The following is a 21,543-nucleotide window of genomic DNA, read 5'->3' as shown; positions in this document are numbered from 1 at the left end:
AATCCCCGCGCTGCTCGCAGCAGTGGCCCTTTCGATCTCGGGTTGTTCCTCTCCGCCACCTCCCGACACGCGCCCTCTGGGAGACGTGACGGCGCAACCGCTGGAGTGCGGTCTGATCTCCAGACAGGCCATCGCGCGAGTCACCGGCCTCGATGACTTCCTCGCCACAGGAAGCCGTCCGGGAGAACGTTTCGACCGCTGCGTCGTCCGTAAGCAGGGGGGTGACGACATCGGAGCGGAGCTGTCGATCACCCTCGACGACCCGTCGGCCTTGACTTTGGAGGAGCTGGAAGGCACGAAACAACACGATCGCGGGGTGGACCTGCCGGCCGACCTCGGCCCCGGCTACACCGCGCAGATCGAGGGCGACAACGGATTGCGCACGTACGCCTACGCCTGGACCCCCGACACCCGCCGCCGCCTCTCCATCTGGATCACACCCGGCGCCCCCGGACGCGACCACCGCGCGGACGCCATCGAGTTCGTCCGCCACCTCAAACCGATCCTGCTGACAACCGGCGAGCAATAACCCGATCAGCCCTTCCAATCCACCGCCGAGAAAACAGTCTGCGACGACCGCCCTGCGATGAGCCAACAGCGCCCACAGACCGACTCCAGCAGCGGAACCTCCTCCCACAGCACGCCACCGCCCTGAGCACCCGCGTACGACAGATCCGCCCACACCACCCGCCCATCCTCATCCCCCGCGACTCCGAGCCTGTCAGCGAGCGCGACGACGATAGCCAGCCCTCGCCCACCCTCCGCCAGAAGCTCCTCCCCACCCGAACGAACCACGGGCTCATCCCAGCCCCCAGCATCCTGCACCGCGACCCGCGCCACACCCTCGGCCGACCAAATGCCGACAGTGAAGACACCCCGCGCCGACCTGCTGTGCAGAATCGCGTTGCCGGCCAGCTCGACCAGACACGCGATCGCATCATCGCGAACTTGCGAGTGTTCAAGCAGCGCGCCGGCAATCCGCCGCACGTTCGCCAACTGCTCGCACTCGCCGGGAAAGTCGCCCCGCCACGTCATCCCGTTCATCGCCCGCCCCTTCCACCGTCACACGGCAGCACCCATCCACCAGTCCGCAGGCGTCCTGTCACGCAGAGCAACCAGCTCGATATTGACATGCGCTGTGCAAACTTGCACAGCGAAAACCTGCACACCTCTGAGATGCATGGTGCAGGTGTAACCTTCGGGACAGCCGATCAAGGTGGTGAGCATGAGCGGGAAGCGCGGGGTGACGCTTCGGGCCCAGTGGCTCGGTAAGCATCTGCGAGAACTACGCGAACACGCGGGCCTCACGCTCAAGGAGACCGGGGAGTACCTCCAACGCGACGGCTCAACGGTCAGTCGCTTCGAGGCCGGCCTGTACCCGGCCCGCACCTCCGACGTGCTCGCCCTCCTCGACCTGTACGGCGTCACTGCACCCCAGGAACGCGACGGCCTGGTCCGCCTGAGCCGCGACGTATGGCAGAACGGCTGGTGGGACGACTACTCGGGAGACGTGTCCCATGGCATCGTGGACTACGCCTGGCTGGAGGCCCGCGCCGAGAGCATCACGTCCTTCGACGCCCTGGTGCTCCCCGGCCTACTCCAGACACCCGCCTACATGGAAGCCATCATTCGCGCGGAGGACCCGGACGCGACCGACGAGCAGGTCGAGCGCTGGCTGGAGTTCCGCCGCACCAGACAGGAGATCCTGACCGACGACGGCCCACACCTCTCCACGATCCTGGACGAATACGTACTCCGCCGCTCGATCGGCGGGCCGGAGATCATGCGCGACCAGCTGACATACCTCGCGCAGTACGCCTTGACCGCCGACGTCGAGATACGCGTCCTACCGCTCGCCGCGGGAGCCCACGCCAGCCCGGACGGCGCCTTCCGCATCTTCCAACTCGCCCACCCCTTCCCTGCGGTCGCGTACGTCCCAACCCCGGCCGGCGCGATCTACGTCGAGGGAGATGCCGCCGACAGGCTTAAGCTGAAATACGACCGCATACGACGCAAAGCTCTCAGCACCGAGGACTCGCTGAAGCTGATCGCAACGGTCACGGAGAGCCTCGCCAACGTCTAGGGACGGAGCCACTCGATCATGACCACCCCCGAGATCGCCTGGCACATCAGCACATTCAGCGCCGACGGCGGCGGAAACTGCGTCGAGGCCGGTCCGCTTCAGGACGGCTCGGGCAGGGTGGCCGTCCGACACAGCAAGCACCAGGACGCCGTCATCATCTACACCCAGGCCGAGTGGCAGGCCTTCCTGGCCGCCGTCCACGCGGGGGAATTCAACTTCACCGATTAGCCACCCAAAGAACAACGGCGCCCACATGGCAGTATGCGGAGGAGGCAGTGGCGCTACTGTCGACCCCGCTCCTGCGGATGAAAAGGGGAACTGCATCCGTGAAGCGGTGTTTCGCCCTGTAGCGCAGCGGCTCTCGTACTATTGGCGGCAACTGCGATCGCCATACCGGTACCACAATCATCCTCGGCTCAATACCGGGCTGAGGTTAGGCTGATCAGCGGTCCGGACTTGTTCCCCGAAGATGCTGGAAATCCCCATGACGCAGCCGAGCGATCTATCGCCGAAGCCGTTCGGCGAGAAGCTCTCCAGGATCCGCCCGTCTTGATAGACCAGTTCGAGAAAGCGATGGGCCGTGCTGGAGAATTGCTCCGCAGGAACGAGCCGCTGCTCCGGCCTGCGATGGAGAAAGTTGGACTGGACGCCTCAGCCCTGAACGCCATGCGAAAGGTCGAAGGCTGGATCCGTTCGAGAAGTCATGAACCCCTCGCACGGATGGCTGGCCTCCTCGCCTGCGCACTGATCTTGATAGCGGCATGCCAGCAGGGCAGGCCGCTGGCCGTGGACACAGCTCCTCTGCCGTCAGTGGCCGGCCCTCCTTACCTTTGCAACCACGTACCGGAGGCTGCGGCCAGGCTGATGACAGGTGTGCGCGATCCCATCGTGGTTGGCGCTCTCACGGAGCCGCGCGACGAGGCCGGCCACGGCACCTGCGGCCTGTACCAGCCGGCAGGTGAACGGGTACAGCTACTGCGTATCACCCTCGATACCGGGGGGATCCGCGGCCAGGTCGATGAGTACCTCAAAGACGGCGGGAAGCCGCTACCTGCGATCGTGCCCGACGGCTACGGGGTCTACATCAAGGACCCCGAGCAGGAAACGCACATCGCCGCGATTCTCGTCAGGGGAAAGGCGCGCCTCTTGGTCGACCTCGGTCAAGGATCCACCGGCAGGGATAGCGCCGGCGACATGGTGGCGTTCCTGAAGCTGATAGCTCCGAAACTCCTCGCCGTCACCGGCACGCCGTCCTCCAACCCCTCCCAGAAGACGGGGAGCTGAGCCGATGCCCGAGATGGTGCCAAATCCGCTGCGTGAGGTGCTGCAGGACACGCTGAAGACGATCGAGCCCCTACTCCATGAGATGAGAAACGCGCTCGATACGCCCTTCAAGAACTTCCACACCGGCAAGGTCTGGACGGGGCCGGTTGCGAAAGCCTTCGACGGCGAGCTTGATCGCCACAACGGGCGGGTCATGCATGCGAGCGAAACCATGCCGAACGATCTCCGATGGCTGATCACACGCACCCCAGCCGAGGTACCTGAGCAGCAGGCGCTGGAGATCACCCGCCGGTACAACCTGTAGCCGCCTCGGCACTGAGCAGGCAGTGATCACCGAGAGCCACAGGACCGGGACTGTCTACGCGGCCTGATCTCCGAAGAAGCCATCGTGCACGCCACCGACCTCAAAGAAATTCGGCGCGATTGGCAGTGAGCCAGGTGAACCGTTCTCGTATTTCCTGGTCACAGATCCCCTTCAGTTTCATGTTCACGGGATCACCTGCAGCGCTAGCGTCGACCAGCCTGCCAGAATACAACCTTGTCACAGACATACGTAGTTGCATTTGGGAGGATGTTAGGGCCATCGCGCCTGCGTCGTGGACGCTCGAAGACGCCGTCACGCAGCCTGTCTAACTGCCGGGTTGCGCGAGGTGCCCGTTTTTCTCGTTTTGATGCTCATGTGAGGTGGGTGCCGGTAGTATCCCGGATGAGGATTCGTCGTGGATTGGTGGGGATTGTGATGGATGAAACGGTGAAGCTTCGGATGAGCGGAGATTTTGCCGAGCAGGAACTCCGGTCGCTCTACGATTGGCTGATGAGGGACCTCGATGCTCTTGACTATATGGATGTGCGCCTGCAGTCTAAGGATCCGGAGCCTGGTGAGATGGGTGACACTCTCGATCTCATCGCACTGGCCGTGACAAGCGCATTGCAATGGCCCGCCTTCATCGAGGCGCTATCGCGGTGGCGTGGAACGCGGCAGCATCGCCCACAGGTGACCATTGAACGTGGGGGGACCACTGTCGTGGTATCTGAAGCGGAGTCGGAACTCGTGGTTCAGATTCTCAAGGCGTTGGAGGAGAACGATTGAATCTCCCTGATCCCTTAACTTCGCGTGCCGTGCTGATTGGCACGAGCAAGTACACCTATCTAGCGTCTCTCCCTGCCGTTGAAAACAACCTGACGACATTGGGCGGTCTCCTTCAAAGATCCGACCTGTGGGGACTGCCGGCGGAACACTGCACGATTGTCCATAATCCCACCACGGTAGATGCCATGATGGATCCACTGTGGCAGGCTCGAGAAGAGGCGAAAGATACTCTTATCGTGTACTTCGCCGGCCATGGATTGATGCATTCCGTGGAGAGTGATCTGTATCTCACTCTAGTAGACTCGCATAAGGACCGCATGTACAGTGCGGTGGCCTATGACACGGTACGAAACGAGCTGCGAGCGAGTCGCGCACGGCGCAAAATCGTCATCCTAGACTGTTGCTACAGTGGTCTTGCTCTATCGCTAATGGGCGCCGAAGATAGCACGGAGCGTGTCGCTAATAATGCCCGTGTTACCGGCACATACTTGATGACGGCGACGGCCGAAAATAAGACAGCGCTCGGCGGTCTCGACACCTATACAGCCTTCACTGGTGAGCTCATACATCTCATTAGCAATGGAATCCCGGAACAGCCTGAGTTTCTAGAGCTGGATACAATTTTCCAACATGCGCGCGAGTCGTTGCGGGATAAGGGCCTTCCTATCCCGCAGAAGCGCGAGTCGAACTTTGCAGCGCAACTCGCCTTGGTGCGTAACTGCGCACATAAAAGCCAGCAACGTATCACGACAAAAGAGTTTTACGGTGTCATCGAAGGGATCCGACCGGGGACCATTTTCGAGAGCCGTCGAGCTCTGCACGACGCAGGTGTTCACCGCCCGTTGCAGGCAGGCATCTGCGGCACTGCTGAGCGAGGCGGCGCCGAGTCCATCGTCGTTTCGGGCGGCTACAAGGACGATGAGGATTACGGGGATGTGATCATCTACACCGGACATGGTGGGCGTGATCCTAATACTGGCGTGCAGGTCAAAGACCAGTCGGCAGACGACTCGGGCAATGCTGCTCTCATCAAGAGCATTATGACTGGACTGCCAGTTCGGGTCATTCGTGGTGCTGGAGGCCACAAGGATTTCTCGCCGCCAGTTGGCTATTGTTACGACGGGATCTTCACGGTAGCCGATTACTGGACCAAACGCGGCGTCGATGGGCCTACCGTCCTCCAGTTCCGGCTTGAGCAGATAGATGACGGGTCGCCCAAAAAGACTAAGGCACGCCATCTGAGTCGCAAACTTTCCCCCGGGCGTAGGGAAGAGGTCGCTCCAGGAGTCTATGCGGACAGGCTGATCGCGACGGAACTAAAGCAAGTTTACGACCATGCATGTCAGGTATGCGGCACCGTGCTAGAAGTACCAGGTGGCCTACGCATTGCCGCCACCGTGCATATCCGTGGGCGAGAGCAGCCTCACTTGGGGCCTGATAGCAAAGACAACATGCTTTGCCTGTGCCCCAACCATCGAGACCTTTTTAAATATGGGGCGATCACCATTGAGGATGATTACAGCGTAATTGATCGGACGGATGGCGAGACAATCGGTAAGCTTGTGCTGAAGCATGATGTTGATCGTGAGCATCTTCGCTATCATCGCCAGCATCACACTCTCGGTTCCGGCGGCTCGGCGGGGAGTTGAATACTCCATGCTTCGACCATCCTGGAACCTATTTCAGGCTCACACGGCTTGAGTGACGCAATGGTTTGAAGGACGGCGATGGCCTTGCAGAGGTCGCCGGCCTTTGACGGGCTACAGCGGAGCTTTCGGAGGATCTTCCAGCTTTTGAGCTGGGCGTTTGCGCGTTCGCCGGATCCGCGGAGCTTGGCGTGGGAGCAATTGGCCTGCTTCTGGGACTCGGGCTTTCCCCTGCCCTTGTACGGGGTGAGCACCGAGCCCTCGGCTCCCTGATACGCCTTGTCGGCCAGGGTGATGATCCCGGCTTGTTCCAGCGCGCGCAGGATGCCCCAGATGCGGGCGGCGGTCAGATCGTGGGCCTTGCCGGGCAGAGCGCCGGAGGTCCGCAGGATCGCCCCATCTGGTGAGGCGATGACCTGGATGTTCATGCCGTGCACGCGGTGCTTGCCGGAGAAGTACGGCCGGTCGGCCTTGATCTGCTCGGTGCAGATCAGGGTGCCGTCCAGCACCAGGTAGTGCGGCCCGTCCCGCTTCGCCTGGCGCAGTGCCTGGCCGAGCTTGGGCGAGCGGGCCGACATCAGTGTCACCGTCTCCTCCACCGCGCCCAAATGGCATGATCATGCAATGGCATATATCAGGACATTCGGCGAGATCCCCGGCAACCCCGAAGGCACGCCTTACGTCAGCCGAAAAGCTCTGCGTCTCGCCGGGCTCCACGCACACAACCAGAACGGGATCTCCGGCACGGAAGATGAAGGCGCTGATGCCATCGTGCTAAACGGCGGATACTCGGATGATCGAGATGAAGGGGATATTATAATCTATACAGGACATGGCGGGCAAGAGGACTGACGCCAGGTAGCCGACCAGGAGTTGATCGAGGGCAACGCAGGCCTCGCCAGAAGCCAAATGGAGCGACTGCCGGTACGAGTGATCCGCGGATACAAGGCGAAATCCAAATTCTCCCCCACTAAAGGCTATCGATACGACGGTTTATACCGTGTAGTGCGACACTGGTTCAAAAAAAGCGATGACGGATTTCGCGTGGTTCAGTTTCGCTTAGAGAAAATCACCGACGCAGAGACCCTACTTGATAGGCCACAAGACATCGGCGCCGACGATCCGGAGTTGAAATCCGCCACTGCGGATCCCGTGAGTCGCACCGAGCGAGTCACGAGGCAACTGAATCGGAAAGCAAGCGTGGTGAGAAATATCAAGAAGTGGCACAACAATGTTTGCCAGGTCTGCCACACAACAATCGAGTTGCCCGGTGGCCCTGCCAGCGAAGTCGCCCATATCCAGGGTCTAGGCGAGCCGCACAACGGCCCGGACCGCGAGGAGAACGCGCTCTGTCTCTGCCCCAACGACCACCTACGATTCGATTACGGCGCAATCTACCTGACCGATGATCTGAAGGTCATAGATGCCAAAACCGGGCAAGCCATCGGTGCGCTGAGAACTCACCCGAGGCACTCCATCGACCTCCGATACGTTCGGCAGCACCGAAGCTATTGGACCAAATGACTGCTACGGGTGCCGCCTCCCTGCGGGACGGGGCAGTTCGGAAGCGGCATCTCTCAGCGTGGCCACTTGGCGTAACCTGCGGCCATGCAAGAAGCACTCGGCGACGGCCTCGATGCCACTCGCGACAAAGCTGCCGGCGGAGTAGGGCGACTCAAAGCATTCACTGTCACTATCGCCGGCTCGGAGCGTGAGGATGGTGAGGAGCCTTACACGTGGGTCGTGGAGGCTTCCGATATGACCAGCGCGATCAGCAAGGCAACGGCTTACCATGCACGTTCCCAGGAGGAACGAGTGTGCGATCTGGAGCTCGTCCCTCGTTACACCTTCGAAGGTGTTCCTTGCGCCGATTGTGGCTATCACTGGAACGACCTGCGAACCGAAGAGCCGCTGCATGGCGCCGGCGAAGAAGAGGGCACGAAGACGCAGCTGTAGGGCAGCTTTTCGATAAGTGAGAAACCAACTGGACGAGGGCTCCTACAATGCACGGCAGTTGACCGGCTCAAATATCCTGCGTTGCAGCTTTGACCAGGGTATCCGTGGGGACAGGCTAGTCAGCCCATTGGCTCGACTCCGCCACAAAGCTGCCCATGCCGCGCACGGTGAAGATGAGCCCTCGTCCCCGAAGAATCATCGTGGCCTTACGGGCGGTCTCACGCGCCACCCCGAACTCCTGCACGAGGCGCACCTCGTAAATGGGATGCTTCGGCGGATACTCTCCTGCCCGTATGCGCCTCTCCACTTCCTCAGCTATCTGCGCTGATTTGGGGCTCGTGGGATCAAACTGCCACTCATCCTCCATACCCAGAACTGTAGGAGCCCGCCCTTACCCCCTAACGTTTGCCTCTGCCTATGGACAAGGGTAGAGATGCGACCCTGCTTCGTAGTTCCCCTTCATCCCTGGCAAGGGCCAGGCCTTCCGCGTCACGACGACGAGCCCGCTCTATGCGGCTCTGATGCTTGCCAGGGCCTGCCGCTGCGCTCGAAAGCAGGAGGTCAACCCTTGAGGAAGGTCATCACAGAAGTTCGGTTCACACCTCTGCTGGTGGCCGCAGTGCAGTCCGATGTCGAACCTACGAGCAAGCCGTGGCTAAGTGAGTCCCAGGCTTTGCCTTGCCACAGCCTGCTGCTGGCGGGGCGCCATCACCTCTCCGGCCAAGCCACCTTCGGGGCTACGAACGTGCCGCGGCCCTGGATCGTGACAACCCAGCCTTCCTCCCGCAGCACTTCCATCGCGCGCCGTACGGACCCGCGGGCGATGCCGTGCTCCTGCTGCAGGGAGCTCTCCGAGGGCACCACGTGCCGCTCCTCCAGGTCGCCGGCCTTTATACGTTCCCTGATGATCTGCGCGAGTTGCTCGTAGATCGGTATGGGATCGAGCTGATCAATCGTCACGCGACACACAGTAAGGACGTTCTGCCAGGACCGCACGTTGGATACGGGACGTACGTGCTGGTCAAAGGACGTTTTCATCAAAGTCAACGGGCCCGCCTCAGCGATGCGACCGTCGAGACGGGCCCTTGATCGGACAGAGGAGGTCCGACCCATGGGAAACACAACCACAGAAGTTCGGTTCACGCCCCTGCTGGTGGCAGAAGTGCGGGCCGTGTTGGAGAGGCACGGTTATCGGCTGCCGGATGAAGGCGATCACGTGCGCAGGCTCGTCGTGGCGCGGGTCGACTTGGCGCTCAGGAACCTCGTCGAGATCTTCGAGGGGAGGACCTGATGAGCGCTTCCGACGAGATTCCGGACTATCACGGCTGGCACGTCCAGCCGCCCCGACCTGATCACGCCCAGGTGGCCTGGTACACGCCGGCTCGGCGGGTGCCGCGGATCCGGGTTTCCGTGCACACCTGCGGCTGCCAGGCGGTGGTGTACGAGCTGTGTGCTGCCGGTGGACAGGGCTTTGTCCGGCGTACAGATCGCGCGGAGAAGACCGTGCACGAGACCGCCTGGATGGCGGCCGCTGCCGCGAGGCGGGTCTTCGAGCTGATTCTGAGCGGGAGAATCGCGTGACAGTGCGCGGCGGGCGGGCCCCTCGCTTGTCCGCCGCGCCCATGTCGCTTGGGTCGTTCCTGCCGGCCGTGACTCTGCGGTTCCTCCTCGTCGGGCCTGACGGCTGCTGGTCACCAGGTCAGGAGGTCCTCCTCTTGGGCGGGGACGACGCCGGAGAGGTAGGTGGCCTGTTCCAGGAGGCTCGGGGTCAGGTTGATGCCGGTGAGGTGTTCGGCCAGGACGAACATCGGGCCTTCATGGGGGTCGGGGAAGCTGGGGTAGCGGGTGTCGATCTCGCGCATTAGCGGTACGAGTTCGTCGGGCACGGGCTGCATGTAGCCCTCCTGGGCGATGAAGCAGAAGCGGAGGTCGCCGTCCTCCAGCCAGTAGAAGTAGTCGAGGGCTTTGGTGTCGAGGCAGTAGTGGGAGACGAGGCGGGTGCCGGCGGATAAGCGGGTGATGACGCTGCCGGTGAGGCCGAACTCCGAGTTCATCTCGACGATCATTGACCAGTCGCCGATGGATGTGATGCCGAGGCGCGCTCCGGACGAGCCGGGGACGGTGTCGTACAGATCGTGGAACGACGCCGAGGTGAAAGTCTCGGGGTGGCCGCCGAGTCTGAGGATGACCTGCTTCGGTGTGAGGCCTCGGACATAGGTGATGCAACCGCCTGTTTCGGCGAGGGCTTCGTAGTCGTTGTCTGGTGTCATCTCGGCATGGTGGCAGGTGGGACTGACAGAAGCGGCGCTGGTCAGGGCGCCTGGATGAGGTCGTTCAGGGGTGTGGTGGGCAGGGCGATCCAGCCTTCGGCGGCTGCGGTTTCCGAGTGTTCCGGGGGTGGGGTGGTGGCGAGGCCGAGGGCGGCGGCGCGGGCGGCCAGGGCGCAGATGACGGCGTCGGTGGCGTCGGCGGAGGTGCGGCAGAGGGCTTCGTGGCCGGCCAGGTCCAGCCAGGGGGCCTCTCTCTTGAGGCGGTCTACGAGCACGTTCAGTTCGGTGGGGCGTTTGTAGCTTTGGTGTGGGAGGTTCCAGAGTCTGAGGGTGGCGGCCGGGTAGACCTCCACGGCCGCGCCGGTTCCGCGGCGGTCCACCGGGTGGCCTTGGGCGGCGAGGGTGGAGAGAAGGGCGGCGCAGCGCATCGTGGTGTGGCCTATGCGGTCGGCCGAGGCGCTCAGGGGGCGGCGGCCGGTTCGGGCCTCCACTGCCTGGTCCGTGACGCGGTGGGTCAGGTCGTGGCGCCAGATCAGGGCGGGTACGTCCTGGGGCACTGTGACGTGGCCTGTTCGGTGGGCGGTGATGAAGTCGATGAACTTGACCGGCCAGCCGAAGGGGCAGTCGATGCCGGTCTTGGTGGCTGCGGTGATGGCTTCGATGAGGAGGTCGTCTTTTGCCCCGAGTTCGAGGCGGGTGACTTGGGCGCCGTTGGATGACCAGGTAAGCCAGGCCACGGCTGTGCGTGGAGGTTCTGCGGCGAGGTCGATGCCTGCTGTCAGCACTTCTCAACTGTAGAGAAGGCGGTCTGCTGGGGAAGCCTGGGCTGAGGGGCCGTGAGGCTTCGAGGGCTCTGGTTCCGGTGTGGGGAAGATCGGGAGTGGCATGCTGAGGTGATGGACATCGCCGACTTCTGGTTCGATCCCTCCTGCCCCTACACCTGGCTGACCTCGCGCTGGTTGCTGCAGGTGCGGGAGGTGCGGGAGGTCGAGGTGCGCTGGCATCTGATGAGCCTGTCGGTGCTCAACGAGGGCCGCGACGACGATCCGGAAGGGGATCCGGAGGGCTATCTCTGGGTCCCCGTACGCGTCTGCGCGGCCACCCTGCGCGAGCACGGCCAGGAAGCGCTCGGCCGGCTGTACACAGCCCTGTGGACGACCGGCGCCGGCGACTGGCTCGGCGACCTGCGGACGGCGCTGGCCACGGCCGGGCTGCCGGTCGAGCTGGCCGAGGCGGGGATGAGCGCCGCGTACGACGGCGACGTGCGGGCTTCGCACGCCGAGGGCATGGCTCTGATCGGCGGTGACCACGTGGGCACCCCGATCGTGGCGGTCACCCGTGGCGGCGGCGAGCGGGTGGTGTTCTTCGGGCCGGTCGTCTCGCGTCTCCCGACCGGGGAACAGGCGGGCCGGCTGTGGGACGGGACGCTGCTGGTGGCGGGCACTCCGGGGTTCCATGAGCTGAAGGGCAGGCCGCACGAGGAGCCGCAGCTCGATCGTGCTCACCGAGGGTGACGGGTTTGTGCGAATGGGTGATCCGGCGTGGTGGGGCGGGCTATCTTGGGTGCCTCGTGGCATCCGTACCGCCGGAAACGAGAGCGCTGACACCCCTTATGGACGAGCACGTCATCAGCATCGGGTGGGTTGACGCACCCGACGAGATCGCCTTTCACGACTATGCCGAAGGGACCTACAACTCCTTCTCCTGTAGTTGCGGGCTGCCGCTGGCCGATCGGGACGCCGCCGCGAGGCACGCCGCCGAGTACGGCCGGTGCGTGATGTGTCTCGGCACCGGGGAGATCTCCATCAATCCTCGCGACACGGGTGGCTGTGGGAGTTGTGGCGGGTCGGGGCAGGCCGGGGCGGAGGCGGAGAAGGGGACGGTCATGGTGCACGCTCGGGTGACCGAGGGCTTCATCCGGGAGGTGGCGGAGTTGCTGCCTGAGGAGTTCGGGCTCACTGATGTGGTGGGGGTGCTGGAAGGGCGTATGCCGCAAGGGAGTGGCGGGGTCGAGGCGGTGCTGTCGGTGGCGGCGGGGCTGATTCGGTATCTGGAGGTTCGGGAGGAGATCGTGTTGTGTACGGCGCCCGATTTTCTGCCGGGGGATGGGGTGGAGCAGCGTTATGACGATCCCCGGTGGATTCGCGTCCCCCGATAGAGCTCGACCCCGGTAGGGGTTCCGGTGACGCTTACGCGGTGATCCACGGCGCCGTGCGGGTGGTGTGCGGGTCGTCGGCTGGTGGTTGATAGGTTGCGCGCGTGACGATCACGGCGTGGGTGGCGGTGGCCGTCTTTCTGGGCGCGTACACGCTGATCGCCACCGAAAAGGTGCACCGCGTGGCAGCGGCGCTGGGCGGGGCGGGGATCATGTTGCTGATCCACGCCACCGACGCCGGCGCCGCGTTCTTCGACGAGCGGGCCGGCATCGACTGGAACGTGATCTTCCTGCTGCTCGGCATGATGGTCATCGTCGGCGTGCTGAAACAGACCGGAGTGTTCGAGTTCCTGGCGATCTGGGCGGCCAAGCGGGCCCGGGGGCGGCCGTACCGGCTGATGGTGCTGCTCGTGGTGATCACGGCGAGCGCGTCGGCGCTGCTGGACAACGTGACGACCGTGCTGCTGATCGCGCCCGTGACGTTCCTGGTGTGTGAACGGCTGGCGTTGCCGGTGGCGCCGTACCTGATCGCCGAGGCGATGGCGTCGAACATCGGCGGCGCGTCCACGCTGATCGGCGATCCGCCGAACATCATCATCGCCAGCCGCGGCGGCCTGACCTTCAACGACTTCCTCGTGCACCTGGCGCCGCTGATCGTGGTGCTGGTGGCGGTGTTCGCGGTGTTGTGCAGGTGGTTGTTCAGGAAGTCGTTCAGGTACGACCCCGAGCTGGCCGCCGAGATCATGACGTTGAACGAGCGCGAGGCCATCTCCGACCGGCGGCTGCTGTGGCAGTCGCTGGTCGTGCTGGCGCTGGTGATGGCGGCGTTCGTGCTGCATTCCGTGCTGCACTACGAGCCGAGCGTGGTCGCGTTGCTGGGAGCCGGCGTACTGGTGGCGGCGACGAGGGTGACGACCGAGGACGCCATCCGCGAGGTGGAGTGGCCGACGCTGGTGTTCTTCGCCGGGCTGTTCGTCATGGTGGGGGCACTGGTGGAGACCGGCGTCATCGGCGAGATCTCGAAGGCGGCGGCGCAGGCGACGCAGGGGCAGCTCGGGCTGGCGACGATGTCGCTGCTGTGGGCCTCGACGGGGCTGTCGGCGGTGATCGACAACATCCCGTACGTGGCCACCATGAGCCCCATCGTCGCCGACCTCGTCCAGGCCAACGGCGGGAACGAGCACGCCCAGGTGCTCTGGTGGGCCCTGGCGATCGGAGCCGACCTGGGCGGGAACGCGACGGCGGTGGGGGCGGCGGCCAATGTGGTGATCATCGGCATCGCCGCCCGAAACGGCACGCCCATCTCCTTCTGGCAGTTCACCCGGTATGGGCTGGTCGTCACGTTCGTCACCGTGGCGTTGTCGACGCCCTACCTCTGGCTGCGCTATCTCACCTGAGCGGTAGTACGTCCACGCCGTGCTCCGACTCCGGGCGGGTGCCGAAGATGCGGCGCTCCGACTCCGTGATCCGCACGTCGTTGATGCTGGCCTCCCTGCGCCGCATCAACCCCGCCTCGTCGAACTCCCACTGCTCGTTCCCGTAGCTGCGCCACCACTGCCCGGAAGCGTCGTGGCACTCGTACTGGAACCGCACCGCGATGCGGTTCCCGAGCACGCCCCACAACTCCTTCCGCAGCGCGTAGTCCAGCTCCCTGTCCCACTTGCGCCGCAGGAACGCCCTCACCTCGTCGCGCCCGGTCACGAACTCGGCGCGGTTGCGCCAGACCGTGTCCTCCGTGTACGCCATCGCGACCCGGTCGGGGTCGCACGTGTTCCAGGCGTCCTCGGCGGCCTGGACCTTGAGCCGGGCGCTCTCCTCGGTGAACGGCGGGAACGGCGGACGTGACATGGCGGATGCCTCCTCAAAGATCCTCGACACAGCAGCCTAGAGTCACAGCAGCTTGTCGAGGGTGATCGGCAGGTCCGCCACGCGCTTGCCCGTCGCGTGCCGGACGGCGTTGGCCACGGCCGCGGCGACCCCGGTGATGCCCACCTCCCCGATCCCGCGCAGGCCCAGCGGCATGGTCGGGTCCGGTTCGTTCAGCCATTCCACGTCGATGTGCGGGACATCGGCGTGCACCGGCATGTGGTACTCCGACAAGCTCGGGTTGACCACACGGCCGTTGCGCGGGTCGATCAGGGTGTGCTCCGACAGCGCCATGCCGATGCCCATCACGATCCCGCCGCGCAGCTGGCTGGCCGCCGTCCTGGCGTTGATGATCGTGCCGGCGTCGAAGACGCCGAGCCAGCGCGACACCCGTACCTCCATGGTGTCGGGGTCGACCCGCACCTCGCAGAAGTGCGCCCCGGTCGCCGCCTTCACCCACTTCCTGCGCTCGCGCAGGAACTTGGTCATGAACGTCAGCGTGTTCGCCTTGACCCCGGCCTCCACGTGGTCGCGGCCGGCGGCGGAGAGGATCTCCTTGTAGGTGAGGCCGCGGTCCCCGGCGTAGAGTCCTCCGTCTCGGGCCTGTACGTCGGCGGGGCGGGTGCCGCGCAGGGGTGAGCCGGGTGCGCGGCGGGCCAGGCCGGTCAGCGTGCGCTTGAGCTTGGCGCAGGCGGCTGTCACGCCCGCCGCGGCGGTCGCGGTCTGCATCGAGCCGCCTGCCCCCGGGCCCGGCGGCAGGTCGGAATCGCCGTACTCCACGCGTACCCTGTCCAGCGGCACGCCCATCTCGTCGGCGGCGATCTGAGCCTGTACGGTCGCCGTCCCCATGCCCATCTCGTGCAGGCCGCAGCGCACCACGAGCGTACCGTCGGCCTCCAGCCGCACGGTCACGCTCGCCATCATCTGCAGCGACGGGTGGTAGGCCGTGGCCACCCCCATGCCGACCAGCCATTTCCCGTCGCGCATGGCCCCGGCCTGAGGATCGCGCCGACTCCAGCCGAAGCGTTCGGCGCCCAGCGCGTACGCCTCCCGCAGCCGCCGCCCCGAGAACTCCTGCCCGCCCAGCGGATCACGCTCGGGCTCGTTGCGCATGCGCAGCTCGATCGGGTCCATGCCCAGCTTCCAGGCCAGCTCGTCCACGGCCGACTCCATGGCGAAGGTGCCGATGGACTCGCCGGGGGCCCGCATGAACGTGTTGGCCAGCAGGTCGAGCTGGACCACATTCTGCTGCAGGTGGATGTTGGGCGCGGCGTAGAGGTGCCGGGAGCCGGCGGTGATCTGCTCCCCCGAGCCGCCGGTGCGGCCGGTCCTGGACACGCTGGTGTGGATCAGCGCGGTCAGCCGGCCGTCCGCGTCCGCGCCCAGGGCGACCCGCTGGGTGCTGGCGGTGCGCCCGCCGACCGTGTGGTAGACGCTCTCGCGGGTGAGCGCCAGCCGTACCGCCCGGCCGGTCACCCGTGCGGCCAGGACGGCGAGCAGGGTGCCCGCCCAGACCGAGCCTTTCCCCCCGAAACCGCCGCCGACGTGGGGCGACAGGATCCTGATCGACTTCTCCGGCACGCCGAACCGCAGGGCCAGGTGCCGGCGCGTCCAGGCGATGTTCTGGGTGCCCTCGTGCAGGGTCAGCCGGTCGCCGTCCCAGACCGCGGTGGTGGCGTGCGGCTCGATCGCGTTGTGGTTGTGCGGCGGCGTCGAGAAGGTCAGGTCCACCGCGTACGGCGCTGCGGCCAGCGCGGCCGGCGCGTCCCCCTTGTTCGCCGACGCCTCGGCGATCAGGCTGCTCTTCTGCGGGACGGCATTGTGCTTCTCCGCCTCGAAGGAGGTCGCGGCGGGCAGCTCCTGGTACAAGGGCCGCACCAGCGACGCCGCGTACCGGGCGATCTCCAGCGTCTCGGCGACCACGACGGCGATCGGCTGGCCGTTCCAGTGCACCTCGTCGGTGCCCAGGTAGTTGACCGTGGTGCCGGAGACCATCGAGCTGAGGTCGAGGACGCTGGGCTTGCGCGGCGGTTTCATGGCCGGGACGTTCTCGTGGGTGAGCACGTCGATCACGCCGCGCACCGCGCGCGCCGCCTCCGTGTCGATGGCGGTGACGCGGCCGCGCGGGATCGTGGCATGCACGAGCGCGGCGTAGGCCAGGTCGGGGTAGGAGTGCTCGGCGGCGTAGCGGGCCTCGCCCGTGGTCTTGGCGGGGCCGTCGATCCGGTCGACCGCGCGGCCGACGTACTTCGTCGCGTCCGTCGTCGCCGGCTCGGCCTCGGCGTACTTGATGCTCATCGCACGGCCCCTTCCTTGCTCAGCTCGCGCAGCGTGGCCACGATCGTGGAGGTGGCGAGTGCGGTCTTGAACGCGTTTCCGTCGCGGACACTCGCCGCGGCCAGTTCGGCCTCGGCCGCGCGCCGGAACGCCGCCTCGTCGGCCGGGCCTCCGGTCAGCAGCCGCTCGGCCTCGCGGGCGCGCCAGGGTTTGGGGGCGACGCCGCCGAGCGCCAGCCGGGCCAGTGTCACCGTTCCGTCGCTCACCTCCAGCGCGGCGGCCACCGAGACCAGGGCGAACGCGTACGAAGCCCGGTCGCGGACCTTGCGGTAGCGGGAGTTCGCCGGGGCCGGCGGCAGCTCGACCGCGGTGATGAGCTCGCCGGGGGCCAGGTCGGTCTCGATCTCGGGGGTGTCGCCGGGGAGCCGGTGCAGGTCGGTCACCGGGATGCGGCGGGTGCCGCCGGTGCCGCGTACCTCGACGACGGCGTCCAGGGCGGCCAGCGCCACGCACATGTCGGAGGGGTGGGTGGCGATGCAGCTCTCGCTGACGCCCAGGATCGCGCAGCTCCGGTTGAACCCGTCGAGCGCGTCGCAGCCGCTGCCGGGCTCGCGCTTGTTGCAGGCGGAGGTGGTGTCGTAGAAGTAGAGGCAGCGGGTGCGCTGGAGCAGGTTGCCGCCCACGGTGGCCATGTTGCGCAGTTGGCCGGAGGCGCCCGACAGCAGCGCCTGCGACAGCGCCGGATAGCGGTCGCGCACGCGCGGGTCGGCGGCCAAAGTGCTGTTGCGGACGAGTGCGCCGATGCGCAGCCCGCCGTCCGGCAGGTCCTCCACGGTGTCGAAGGGCAGCCCGGAGACGTCCACGACGGTCTGCGGCTGCTCGATGCCCTCGCGCATCAGGTCGACCAAATTGGTGCCGCCGCCGAGGAACTTGGCGCCAGGCTCGGTGGCGACGGCCCGCAGGGCGGCCTCGACGTCCACCGGCTTGACGTACGCGAACGGCTTCACCTGGTCTCCCCCGCCACTTCCATGATCGCGTCCACGATGCCGTTGTAGGCGCCGCAGCGGCACAGGTTGCCGCTCATCCGCTCCCTGACCTCGTCCTGGCTGAGCTCACCCGAGCCGCCGGCCGCGCTGGGCATGCCGGCCGCGTGCTCGGCCAGCATGCCGATGGCCGAGCAGATCTGACCGGAGGTGCAGTAGCCGCATTGGAGGCCGTCGTTGCGGACGAACGCCTCCTGCAGCGGATGGTCCACACCCTCGATCGTGGTGATCTCGCGGCCGTCGTACTGGACGGCCAGGGCCAGGCAGGAGTTGATCCGCACGCCGTCGGCCAGCACCGTGCAGGCGCCGCAGGCGCCCTGGTCGCAGCCCTTCTTCGGCCCGGTCACGCCGAGGCGTTCGCGCAGCGCGTCGAGCAGGCTCACCCATGGCTCGACGTCGAGCGCGGCGACGTCGCCGTTCACCTTCATCCTGATCTCGGTCACTCGCCATCTCTTTTCTGTGCCGGTGTAGTCGGGACGCTAACAGAACACCGTACCCTTAACAAGTGAACGGCGTTCCCTTAAGTAGGACCAGTATGCTGAGACGGACATGACGAGGGCGGCATTTCGCCGGGCCAGGCGGCCCGAGCACAAACAGCAGCGGCGCGAGGCGATCCTCGACGCCGCCCGCGAGCTGGCCCGCACCTCCGGCGTACGCAATGTCACCCTGGGCGCGGTCGCCGAGGCCGTCGGGCTGGTGAAGTCCAACATCGTGCGCTATTTCGGCACCCGCGAGGAGATCTACCTGGAGCTGGCCGGCGAAGAGTGGCGGCAGTGGGCCGACAGCGCCGCTCCGCGCCTGCGCGCGGCCACCGGCGCGGGCGAGGCGGCGACCGTGCTGGCCGAGACGATCACGGACCGGCCGCTGCTCTGCGACCTGCTCGGGCACACCTCCACCAGCCTCGAACACAACGTCTCCGTCGAGGCCGCCCGTACGTTCAAGCGCGCGGTCATCACCATCGCCACCGAGCTGGGCGCCGAGGTCGCGGCCGTCACCGACCTGACCGAGCGCGAGGGCATGGAGCTGGTCGCCGCCGCGAGCAGCCTGGCCGGCACGCTCTATCCGGCGGCCAACCCGCCGCCCACGGTGATCCAGGTCTACGCCGAGGACCCCGAGCTGGCCGCCCTCTGCCCGGTGCTGCTGCCCACGCTCGTCCGCGGGCTCAAGGCTCTGGCGGCGGGCCTGCCGACGCTCAGGGGCGAGCCGTCGGCCCTCGGAGGCGAGTCGCCGGCCCGCACCGACGAGCCGGCGAAGTGAAACTTTCACCCCGGTCCAGGCGTTCCTGACCGTCCTCGGGTGACTTTCTGGACGTCGCTGCTGATTCCGCAGAGCATGTGCCCGTGCAGGACCTAACCGGTTAACGGCAGTAGAAGGGCACCTCATGACCCACCGACTCGGGCTCGCCACGGCGGCGCTCCTGTCGCTCCTGATCTCGATGCTCATCTCCCCGGCTCCCGCGCACGCCGCGGTCGGGTTACGGGTCAGCGGCACGAGAATCCTGGAGGCCAACGGGAACGCGTTCGTCATGCGCGGCGTCAGCCACGCGCACACCTGGTACACCGGCCAGACCGGCTCCTTCGCCGACATCAAGGCCCTGCGCGCCAACACCGTGCGCGTGGTGCTGAGCGGCGGCCGGTGGCCCGCCAACGGGGCGTCCGACGTGGCGAACGTCGTCTCCCTGTGCCGGCAGAACCGGTTAATATGCGTGCTCGAAAACCACGACACCACCGGGTACGGCGAGCAGAGCGGGGCGTACACGCTGGACCAGGCCGTCGACTACTGGAGCAGCGTCAAGAGTGCCCTCACCGGCACCGAGGACTTCATCGTGGTCAACATCGGCAACGAGCCCATCGGCAACAACAACGCCTCCTCCTGGACCGCCGCGACCACCAGCGCGATCGGCCGGATGCGCGCGCTCGGCTTCCAGCACCTGCTGATGGTGGACGCGCCCAACTGGGGCCAGGACTGGCAGTTCACCATGCGCGACAACGCCCAGGCCGTCGCCGCCGCCGACCCGCAGCGCAACACCGTCTTCTCCATCCACATGTACGGCGTCTTCGACACGGCCGCCGAGATCAACGCCTACCTGAACGCCTTCCAGAGCGCCGGCCTGCCGCTGGTCGTCGGGGAGTTCGGGCACAACCACTCCGACGGCGACCCCGACGAGGACACGATCATGGCTCAGGCGCAGTCACGCGGCCTCGGCTACATCGGCTGGTCGTGGAGCGGGAACGGCGGCGGCGTCGAATACCTCGACATGGTCACCGACTTCAACGCCGCCGGCCTGACCTCATGGGGGCAGCGCATCTTCAACGGCACGAACGGCATCGCCGCGACCTCGCGCGAGGCCACGTTCTTCGGCGGCGGCGGCGGGGGCGGGGGCGGCGGCTGCACGGCCGCCGGGTCGGTGCAGAGCCAGTGGGGCGGCGGGTACGTGGTGCAGGCCACGGTCACCAACACCGGCACCGCGCCGGTCACCGGCTGGACGGTCACCTTCACGCTGCCGTCCGGGCACACGATCGCCGGCTCCTGGAACGCTACGCTCACGTCCAGCGGGCAGACGGTGACGGCGCGCAACGCCGGCTACAACGGCAACCTGGGGGCGGGCGGCTCGACCGGCTTCGGCTTCCAGGTCACCCGGCCCGGCGGCACCGCCACCGTGAGCTCGTACACCTGCGCCGCCTCCTGACGCACACCTGACCCGCCCCACCGCGATGGGCTGAGGTCCAGCCCCGGACGCGGCCCCACCACCCCCCGGAAGTGTCAGGACACCCCGGGGGGTGAGGTGGAGTCGCGGATGACGAGCTGGCACGGCAAGGTGTGCACGCCGGGCGTCGCCTTGCCGTCGATCGCCGCGAACAAGTGCTGCGCCGCCGTCCGCCCCAGCACCTCCAGGTTCATGTCCACGGTCGTCAGCGCGGGCCGCGTCTCGGTGGACAGCACCTCCCAGTTGTCGTAGCCCACCACGGCCACGTCGTCCGGCACCCGCCGCCCCCGCTCCCGCACCGCCTCGACGAACCCAGCCGCGATCTGGTCGCTGCCGCAGAACACGGCGTCGATCTCCGGCTCGGCCATGAGCAGCATCTCCGCCGCGTGCCGCCCCCACCGCTGCGACCACACCCCGGACAGCGTCCGCCCCGCCTGGGCGACGCCGGCCTCGGCCAGCGCCTGGCGGAACCCCTCCTCGCGGTCGCGGGCCGCCTTGTAGTGGCCGGGCCCGGTGACGTGGGCGATCCGCCGCCGGCCGAGTGCCAGCAGGTGGTTGACGGCCATCGCCGCCGCCCCGACGTCGTCGGGGACGAACGACACGTCGGCGGGGTCCTCCGACGGCCCGTACGCGTAGACGACCGGCACCGGCAGGTCCTTGCTGATCGACGGCCGCGGGTTGGTGCTCTCGCCCACCACGATCAGCCCGTCGACCCGTCGCGACAGCAGCGCCCTGATGTGGTGCTGCTCCCTGATCGCGTCGCCGCGCGCGTCGCAGAGCAGCACGGCCATCTCCCCGGCCCCGAACGCGTCCTCGGCGCCGAGGAGCACGGGGATGCCGAACCGGCCGACGCTGTCGGAGGTGAGCAGCCCCACGGTCCGCGTCTGCCCGGACAGCAGCCCTCTGGCCAGGGCGTTCGGCTGGAAGGAGAGCTCGGCCGCGGCGGCGAGCACCCGCTCGCGCGTGGCCGCCCGCACGTCCTGGCGCCCGTTGAGCGCCTTGGAGGCCGTGGCGATCGATACCCCCGCCAGCGAGGCCACATCGTTGATGGTCGCCCGCTTAACCGCCATACGTCGAAACCCTTTTCGGTGAATGGTGAACCACTGTGCACCTTAGCACCCATTGACAGGGCCCCACGTTTCTTCTACGTTTCCGAAAACCTTTAA

General features: G+C 66.4%; 26 protein-coding genes and 2 pseudogenes. 17 read left to right on the top strand and 11 right to left on the bottom strand.

What is annotated here, in order from left to right:
- Positions 1-85: 85 nt before the first annotated feature.
- Complete coding sequence (locus AB0C28_RS37505) at positions 86-529, top strand: hypothetical protein (RefSeq protein ID WP_357853033.1); 444 nt, start codon at positions 86-88, stop codon at positions 527-529.
- Positions 530-534: 5 nt separating this feature from the next.
- Here the strand turns inward: AB0C28_RS37505 and AB0C28_RS37500 are convergent, their stop codons facing one another.
- Positions 535-1,044, bottom strand: coding sequence for an ATP-binding protein (locus AB0C28_RS37500; protein WP_358080274.1), 510 nt, complete (start codon positions 1,042-1,044; stop codon positions 535-537).
- A 181-nt stretch (positions 1,045-1,225) separates the two neighbouring features.
- Here AB0C28_RS37500 and AB0C28_RS37495 point away from each other — a divergent pair, with 181 nt between their 5' ends.
- From AB0C28_RS37495 to AB0C28_RS37470, 6 genes are all read left to right on the top strand, one after another.
- The gene (locus tag AB0C28_RS37495; RefSeq protein WP_357853039.1) at positions 1,226-2,083 is read left to right on the top strand and encodes a helix-turn-helix transcriptional regulator; all 858 of its coding nucleotides are present in this window, start codon (positions 1,226-1,228) and stop codon (positions 2,081-2,083) included.
- An 18-nt stretch (positions 2,084-2,101) separates the two neighbouring features.
- Positions 2,102-2,311 carry a DUF397 domain-containing protein gene (locus AB0C28_RS37490; RefSeq protein WP_358080273.1) on the top strand — a complete coding sequence of 70 codons (210 nt, stop codon included), beginning with the start codon at positions 2,102-2,104 and terminating at the stop codon, positions 2,309-2,311.
- 321 nt (positions 2,312-2,632) lie between these two features.
- The gene (locus tag AB0C28_RS37485) at positions 2,633-3,367 is read left to right on the top strand and encodes a hypothetical protein (protein WP_358080272.1); all 735 of its coding nucleotides are present in this window, start codon (positions 2,633-2,635) and stop codon (positions 3,365-3,367) included.
- A 4-nt stretch (positions 3,368-3,371) separates the two neighbouring features.
- On the top strand, positions 3,372-3,671 hold the full coding sequence (locus AB0C28_RS37480; RefSeq protein WP_358080271.1) for a hypothetical protein: 300 nt from the start codon (positions 3,372-3,374) through the stop codon (positions 3,669-3,671).
- A 435-nt stretch (positions 3,672-4,106) separates the two neighbouring features.
- Positions 4,107-4,457: a hypothetical protein gene (locus AB0C28_RS37475; protein WP_358080270.1), complete on the top strand. Its 351-nt coding sequence runs from the start codon at positions 4,107-4,109 to the stop codon at positions 4,455-4,457.
- A 29-nt stretch (positions 4,458-4,486) separates the two neighbouring features.
- Entirely contained in the window at positions 4,487-6,106 is a 1,620-nt protein-coding gene (locus AB0C28_RS37470) for a YDG/SRA domain-containing protein (protein ID WP_358080269.1), read from the top strand.
- Between the two features lie 65 nt (positions 6,107-6,171).
- Here AB0C28_RS37470 and AB0C28_RS37465 read toward each other — a convergent pair.
- Positions 6,172-6,702: pseudogene (locus AB0C28_RS37465) on the bottom strand (transposase family protein); the annotation flags it as partial.
- A 25-nt stretch (positions 6,703-6,727) separates the two neighbouring features.
- On the opposite strand from AB0C28_RS37465, the pseudogene AB0C28_RS37460 reads away from it, so the two are divergent.
- The 3 genes and pseudogenes from AB0C28_RS37460 to AB0C28_RS37450 all read left to right on the top strand — a co-directional run.
- Positions 6,728-7,168 (top strand): annotated as a pseudogene (locus AB0C28_RS37460) (YDG/SRA domain-containing protein); the annotation flags it as partial.
- Positions 7,148-7,627, top strand: coding sequence for an HNH endonuclease (locus tag AB0C28_RS37455; RefSeq protein ID WP_358080309.1), 480 nt, complete (start codon positions 7,148-7,150; stop codon positions 7,625-7,627). The pseudogene AB0C28_RS37460 and the gene AB0C28_RS37455, both read left to right, overlap by 21 nt.
- Before the next feature lie 84 nt (positions 7,628-7,711).
- Entirely contained in the window at positions 7,712-8,059 is a 348-nt protein-coding gene (locus AB0C28_RS37450; RefSeq protein WP_358080268.1) for a hypothetical protein, read from the top strand.
- A 115-nt stretch (positions 8,060-8,174) separates the two neighbouring features.
- Here AB0C28_RS37450 and AB0C28_RS37445 read toward each other — a convergent pair whose 3' ends face one another.
- Both AB0C28_RS37445 and AB0C28_RS37440 read right to left on the bottom strand, forming a co-directional pair.
- The gene (locus tag AB0C28_RS37445; RefSeq protein ID WP_357853063.1) at positions 8,175-8,426 is read right to left on the bottom strand and encodes a GntR family transcriptional regulator; all 252 of its coding nucleotides are present in this window, start codon (positions 8,424-8,426) and stop codon (positions 8,175-8,177) included.
- 341 nt (positions 8,427-8,767) lie between these two features.
- Positions 8,768-9,019 carry a GntR family transcriptional regulator gene (locus AB0C28_RS37440; protein WP_357853066.1) on the bottom strand — a complete coding sequence of 84 codons (252 nt, stop codon included), beginning with the start codon at positions 9,017-9,019 and terminating at the stop codon, positions 8,768-8,770.
- Positions 9,020-9,170: 151 nt separating this feature from the next.
- Between AB0C28_RS37440 and AB0C28_RS37435 the strand changes: the two genes are divergently transcribed.
- On the top strand, positions 9,171-9,350 hold the full coding sequence (locus AB0C28_RS37435) for a hypothetical protein (RefSeq protein WP_358080267.1): 180 nt from the start codon (positions 9,171-9,173) through the stop codon (positions 9,348-9,350).
- Positions 9,350-9,640 (top strand): hypothetical protein, encoded by a 291-nt coding sequence (locus AB0C28_RS37430; protein WP_358080266.1) that lies wholly within the window; start codon positions 9,350-9,352, stop codon positions 9,638-9,640. The genes AB0C28_RS37435 and AB0C28_RS37430 overlap by 1 nt, the downstream gene beginning before the upstream one ends.
- A 110-nt stretch (positions 9,641-9,750) precedes the next feature.
- Here AB0C28_RS37430 and AB0C28_RS37425 read toward each other — a convergent pair whose 3' ends face one another.
- Together AB0C28_RS37425 and AB0C28_RS37420 are read right to left on the bottom strand one after the other, a co-directional pair.
- A complete protein-coding gene (locus tag AB0C28_RS37425) occupies positions 9,751-10,329 on the bottom strand; it encodes a DUF6461 domain-containing protein (RefSeq protein ID WP_357853075.1) in 579 nt (192 codons plus the stop codon).
- Between the two features lie 41 nt (positions 10,330-10,370).
- Entirely contained in the window at positions 10,371-11,114 is a 744-nt protein-coding gene (locus tag AB0C28_RS37420; protein WP_358080265.1) for a DUF429 domain-containing protein, read from the bottom strand.
- Positions 11,115-11,225: 111 nt separating this feature from the next.
- Here AB0C28_RS37420 and AB0C28_RS37415 point away from each other — a divergent pair, with 111 nt between their 5' ends.
- The 3 genes from AB0C28_RS37415 (at position 11,226) to AB0C28_RS37405 (ending at position 13,881) form a co-directional block, all read left to right on the top strand.
- Entirely contained in the window at positions 11,226-11,843 is a 618-nt protein-coding gene (locus tag AB0C28_RS37415; RefSeq protein WP_357853081.1) for a disulfide bond formation protein DsbA, read from the top strand.
- Between the two features lie 98 nt (positions 11,844-11,941).
- A complete protein-coding gene (locus AB0C28_RS37410) occupies positions 11,942-12,487 on the top strand; it encodes a hypothetical protein (protein WP_357853083.1) in 546 nt (181 codons plus the stop codon).
- 101 nt (positions 12,488-12,588) lie between these two features.
- The gene (locus AB0C28_RS37405) at positions 12,589-13,881 is read left to right on the top strand and encodes an ArsB/NhaD family transporter (protein ID WP_358080264.1); all 1,293 of its coding nucleotides are present in this window, start codon (positions 12,589-12,591) and stop codon (positions 13,879-13,881) included.
- On the opposite strand, the gene AB0C28_RS37400 is transcribed toward AB0C28_RS37405, so the two are convergent.
- Genes AB0C28_RS37400 through AB0C28_RS37385 form a run of 4 tightly spaced genes read right to left on the bottom strand, consistent with a single transcriptional unit; the run spans position 13,874 to position 18,098 of the window.
- Complete coding sequence (locus tag AB0C28_RS37400; protein ID WP_358080263.1) at positions 13,874-14,332, bottom strand: nuclear transport factor 2 family protein; 459 nt, start codon at positions 14,330-14,332, stop codon at positions 13,874-13,876. The two genes, AB0C28_RS37405 and AB0C28_RS37400, sit on opposite strands and share 8 nt — an antisense overlap.
- A 42-nt stretch (positions 14,333-14,374) precedes the next feature.
- A complete protein-coding gene (locus AB0C28_RS37395; protein ID WP_358080262.1) occupies positions 14,375-16,648 on the bottom strand; it encodes a xanthine dehydrogenase family protein molybdopterin-binding subunit in 2,274 nt (757 codons plus the stop codon).
- Positions 16,645-17,634 carry a xanthine dehydrogenase family protein subunit M gene (locus AB0C28_RS37390; RefSeq protein WP_358080261.1) on the bottom strand — a complete coding sequence of 330 codons (990 nt, stop codon included), beginning with the start codon at positions 17,632-17,634 and terminating at the stop codon, positions 16,645-16,647. Before AB0C28_RS37390 ends, AB0C28_RS37395 begins: the two co-directional genes overlap by 4 nt.
- Positions 17,631-18,098 carry a 2Fe-2S iron-sulfur cluster-binding protein gene (locus AB0C28_RS37385; RefSeq protein WP_357853488.1) on the bottom strand — a complete coding sequence of 156 codons (468 nt, stop codon included), beginning with the start codon at positions 18,096-18,098 and terminating at the stop codon, positions 17,631-17,633. Before AB0C28_RS37385 ends, AB0C28_RS37390 begins: the two co-directional genes overlap by 4 nt.
- A 121-nt stretch (positions 18,099-18,219) precedes the next feature.
- Between AB0C28_RS37385 and AB0C28_RS37380 the strand changes: the two genes are divergently transcribed.
- The gene (locus AB0C28_RS37380) at positions 18,220-18,927 is read left to right on the top strand and encodes a TetR family transcriptional regulator (protein WP_358080260.1); all 708 of its coding nucleotides are present in this window, start codon (positions 18,220-18,222) and stop codon (positions 18,925-18,927) included.
- Between the two features lie 124 nt (positions 18,928-19,051).
- On the top strand, positions 19,052-20,359 hold the full coding sequence (locus AB0C28_RS37375) for a cellulase family glycosylhydrolase (RefSeq protein WP_358080259.1): 1,308 nt from the start codon (positions 19,052-19,054) through the stop codon (positions 20,357-20,359).
- 74 nt (positions 20,360-20,433) lie between these two features.
- Here the strand turns inward: AB0C28_RS37375 and AB0C28_RS37370 are convergent, their stop codons facing one another.
- Positions 20,434-21,447, bottom strand: coding sequence for a LacI family DNA-binding transcriptional regulator (locus tag AB0C28_RS37370; protein WP_358080258.1), 1,014 nt, complete (start codon positions 21,445-21,447; stop codon positions 20,434-20,436).
- Positions 21,448-21,543: the final 96 nt, after the last annotated feature.

The sequence above is a fragment of the Nonomuraea sp. NPDC048892 genome, from assembly GCF_040649735.1.
Lineage (GTDB): Bacteria > Actinomycetota > Actinomycetes > Streptosporangiales > Streptosporangiaceae > Nonomuraea > Nonomuraea maheshkhaliensis.
This window is presented reverse-complemented; position numbering and strand designations above follow the sequence as displayed.

Bases quoted from the DNA above. Each gene is read 5' to 3' on its own strand.
- AB0C28_RS37500 (WP_358080274.1), bottom strand. From the start codon at position 1,044: ATGAACGGGATGACGTGGCGGGGCGACTTTCCCGGCGAGTGCGAGCAG.
- AB0C28_RS37495 (WP_357853039.1), top strand. From the start codon at position 1,226: ATGAGCGGGAAGCGCGGGGTGACGCTTCGGGCCCAGTGGCTCGGTAAG.
- AB0C28_RS37490 (WP_358080273.1), top strand. From the start codon at position 2,102: ATGACCACCCCCGAGATCGCCTGGCACATCAGCACATTCAGCGCCGAC.
- AB0C28_RS37480 (WP_358080271.1), top strand. From the start codon at position 3,372: ATGCCCGAGATGGTGCCAAATCCGCTGCGTGAGGTGCTGCAGGACACG.
- AB0C28_RS37475 (WP_358080270.1), top strand. From the start codon at position 4,107: ATGGATGAAACGGTGAAGCTTCGGATGAGCGGAGATTTTGCCGAGCAG.
- AB0C28_RS37450 (WP_358080268.1), top strand. From the start codon at position 7,712: ATGCAAGAAGCACTCGGCGACGGCCTCGATGCCACTCGCGACAAAGCT.
- AB0C28_RS37445 (WP_357853063.1), bottom strand. From the start codon at position 8,426: ATGGAGGATGAGTGGCAGTTTGATCCCACGAGCCCCAAATCAGCGCAG.
- AB0C28_RS37435 (WP_358080267.1), top strand. From the start codon at position 9,171: ATGGGAAACACAACCACAGAAGTTCGGTTCACGCCCCTGCTGGTGGCA.
- AB0C28_RS37430 (WP_358080266.1), top strand. From the start codon at position 9,350: ATGAGCGCTTCCGACGAGATTCCGGACTATCACGGCTGGCACGTCCAG.
- AB0C28_RS37425 (WP_357853075.1), bottom strand. From the start codon at position 10,329: ATGACACCAGACAACGACTACGAAGCCCTCGCCGAAACAGGCGGTTGC.
- AB0C28_RS37415 (WP_357853081.1), top strand. From the start codon at position 11,226: ATGGACATCGCCGACTTCTGGTTCGATCCCTCCTGCCCCTACACCTGG.
- AB0C28_RS37410 (WP_357853083.1), top strand. From the start codon at position 11,942: ATGGACGAGCACGTCATCAGCATCGGGTGGGTTGACGCACCCGACGAG.
- AB0C28_RS37400 (WP_358080263.1), bottom strand. From the start codon at position 14,332: ATGTCACGTCCGCCGTTCCCGCCGTTCACCGAGGAGAGCGCCCGGCTC.
- AB0C28_RS37395 (WP_358080262.1), bottom strand. From the start codon at position 16,648: ATGAGCATCAAGTACGCCGAGGCCGAGCCGGCGACGACGGACGCGACG.
- AB0C28_RS37385 (WP_357853488.1), bottom strand. From the start codon at position 18,098: ATGAAGGTGAACGGCGACGTCGCCGCGCTCGACGTCGAGCCATGGGTG.
- AB0C28_RS37380 (WP_358080260.1), top strand. From the start codon at position 18,220: ATGACGAGGGCGGCATTTCGCCGGGCCAGGCGGCCCGAGCACAAACAG.
- AB0C28_RS37375 (WP_358080259.1), top strand. From the start codon at position 19,052: ATGACCCACCGACTCGGGCTCGCCACGGCGGCGCTCCTGTCGCTCCTG.
- AB0C28_RS37370 (WP_358080258.1), bottom strand. From the start codon at position 21,447: ATGGCGGTTAAGCGGGCGACCATCAACGATGTGGCCTCGCTGGCGGGG.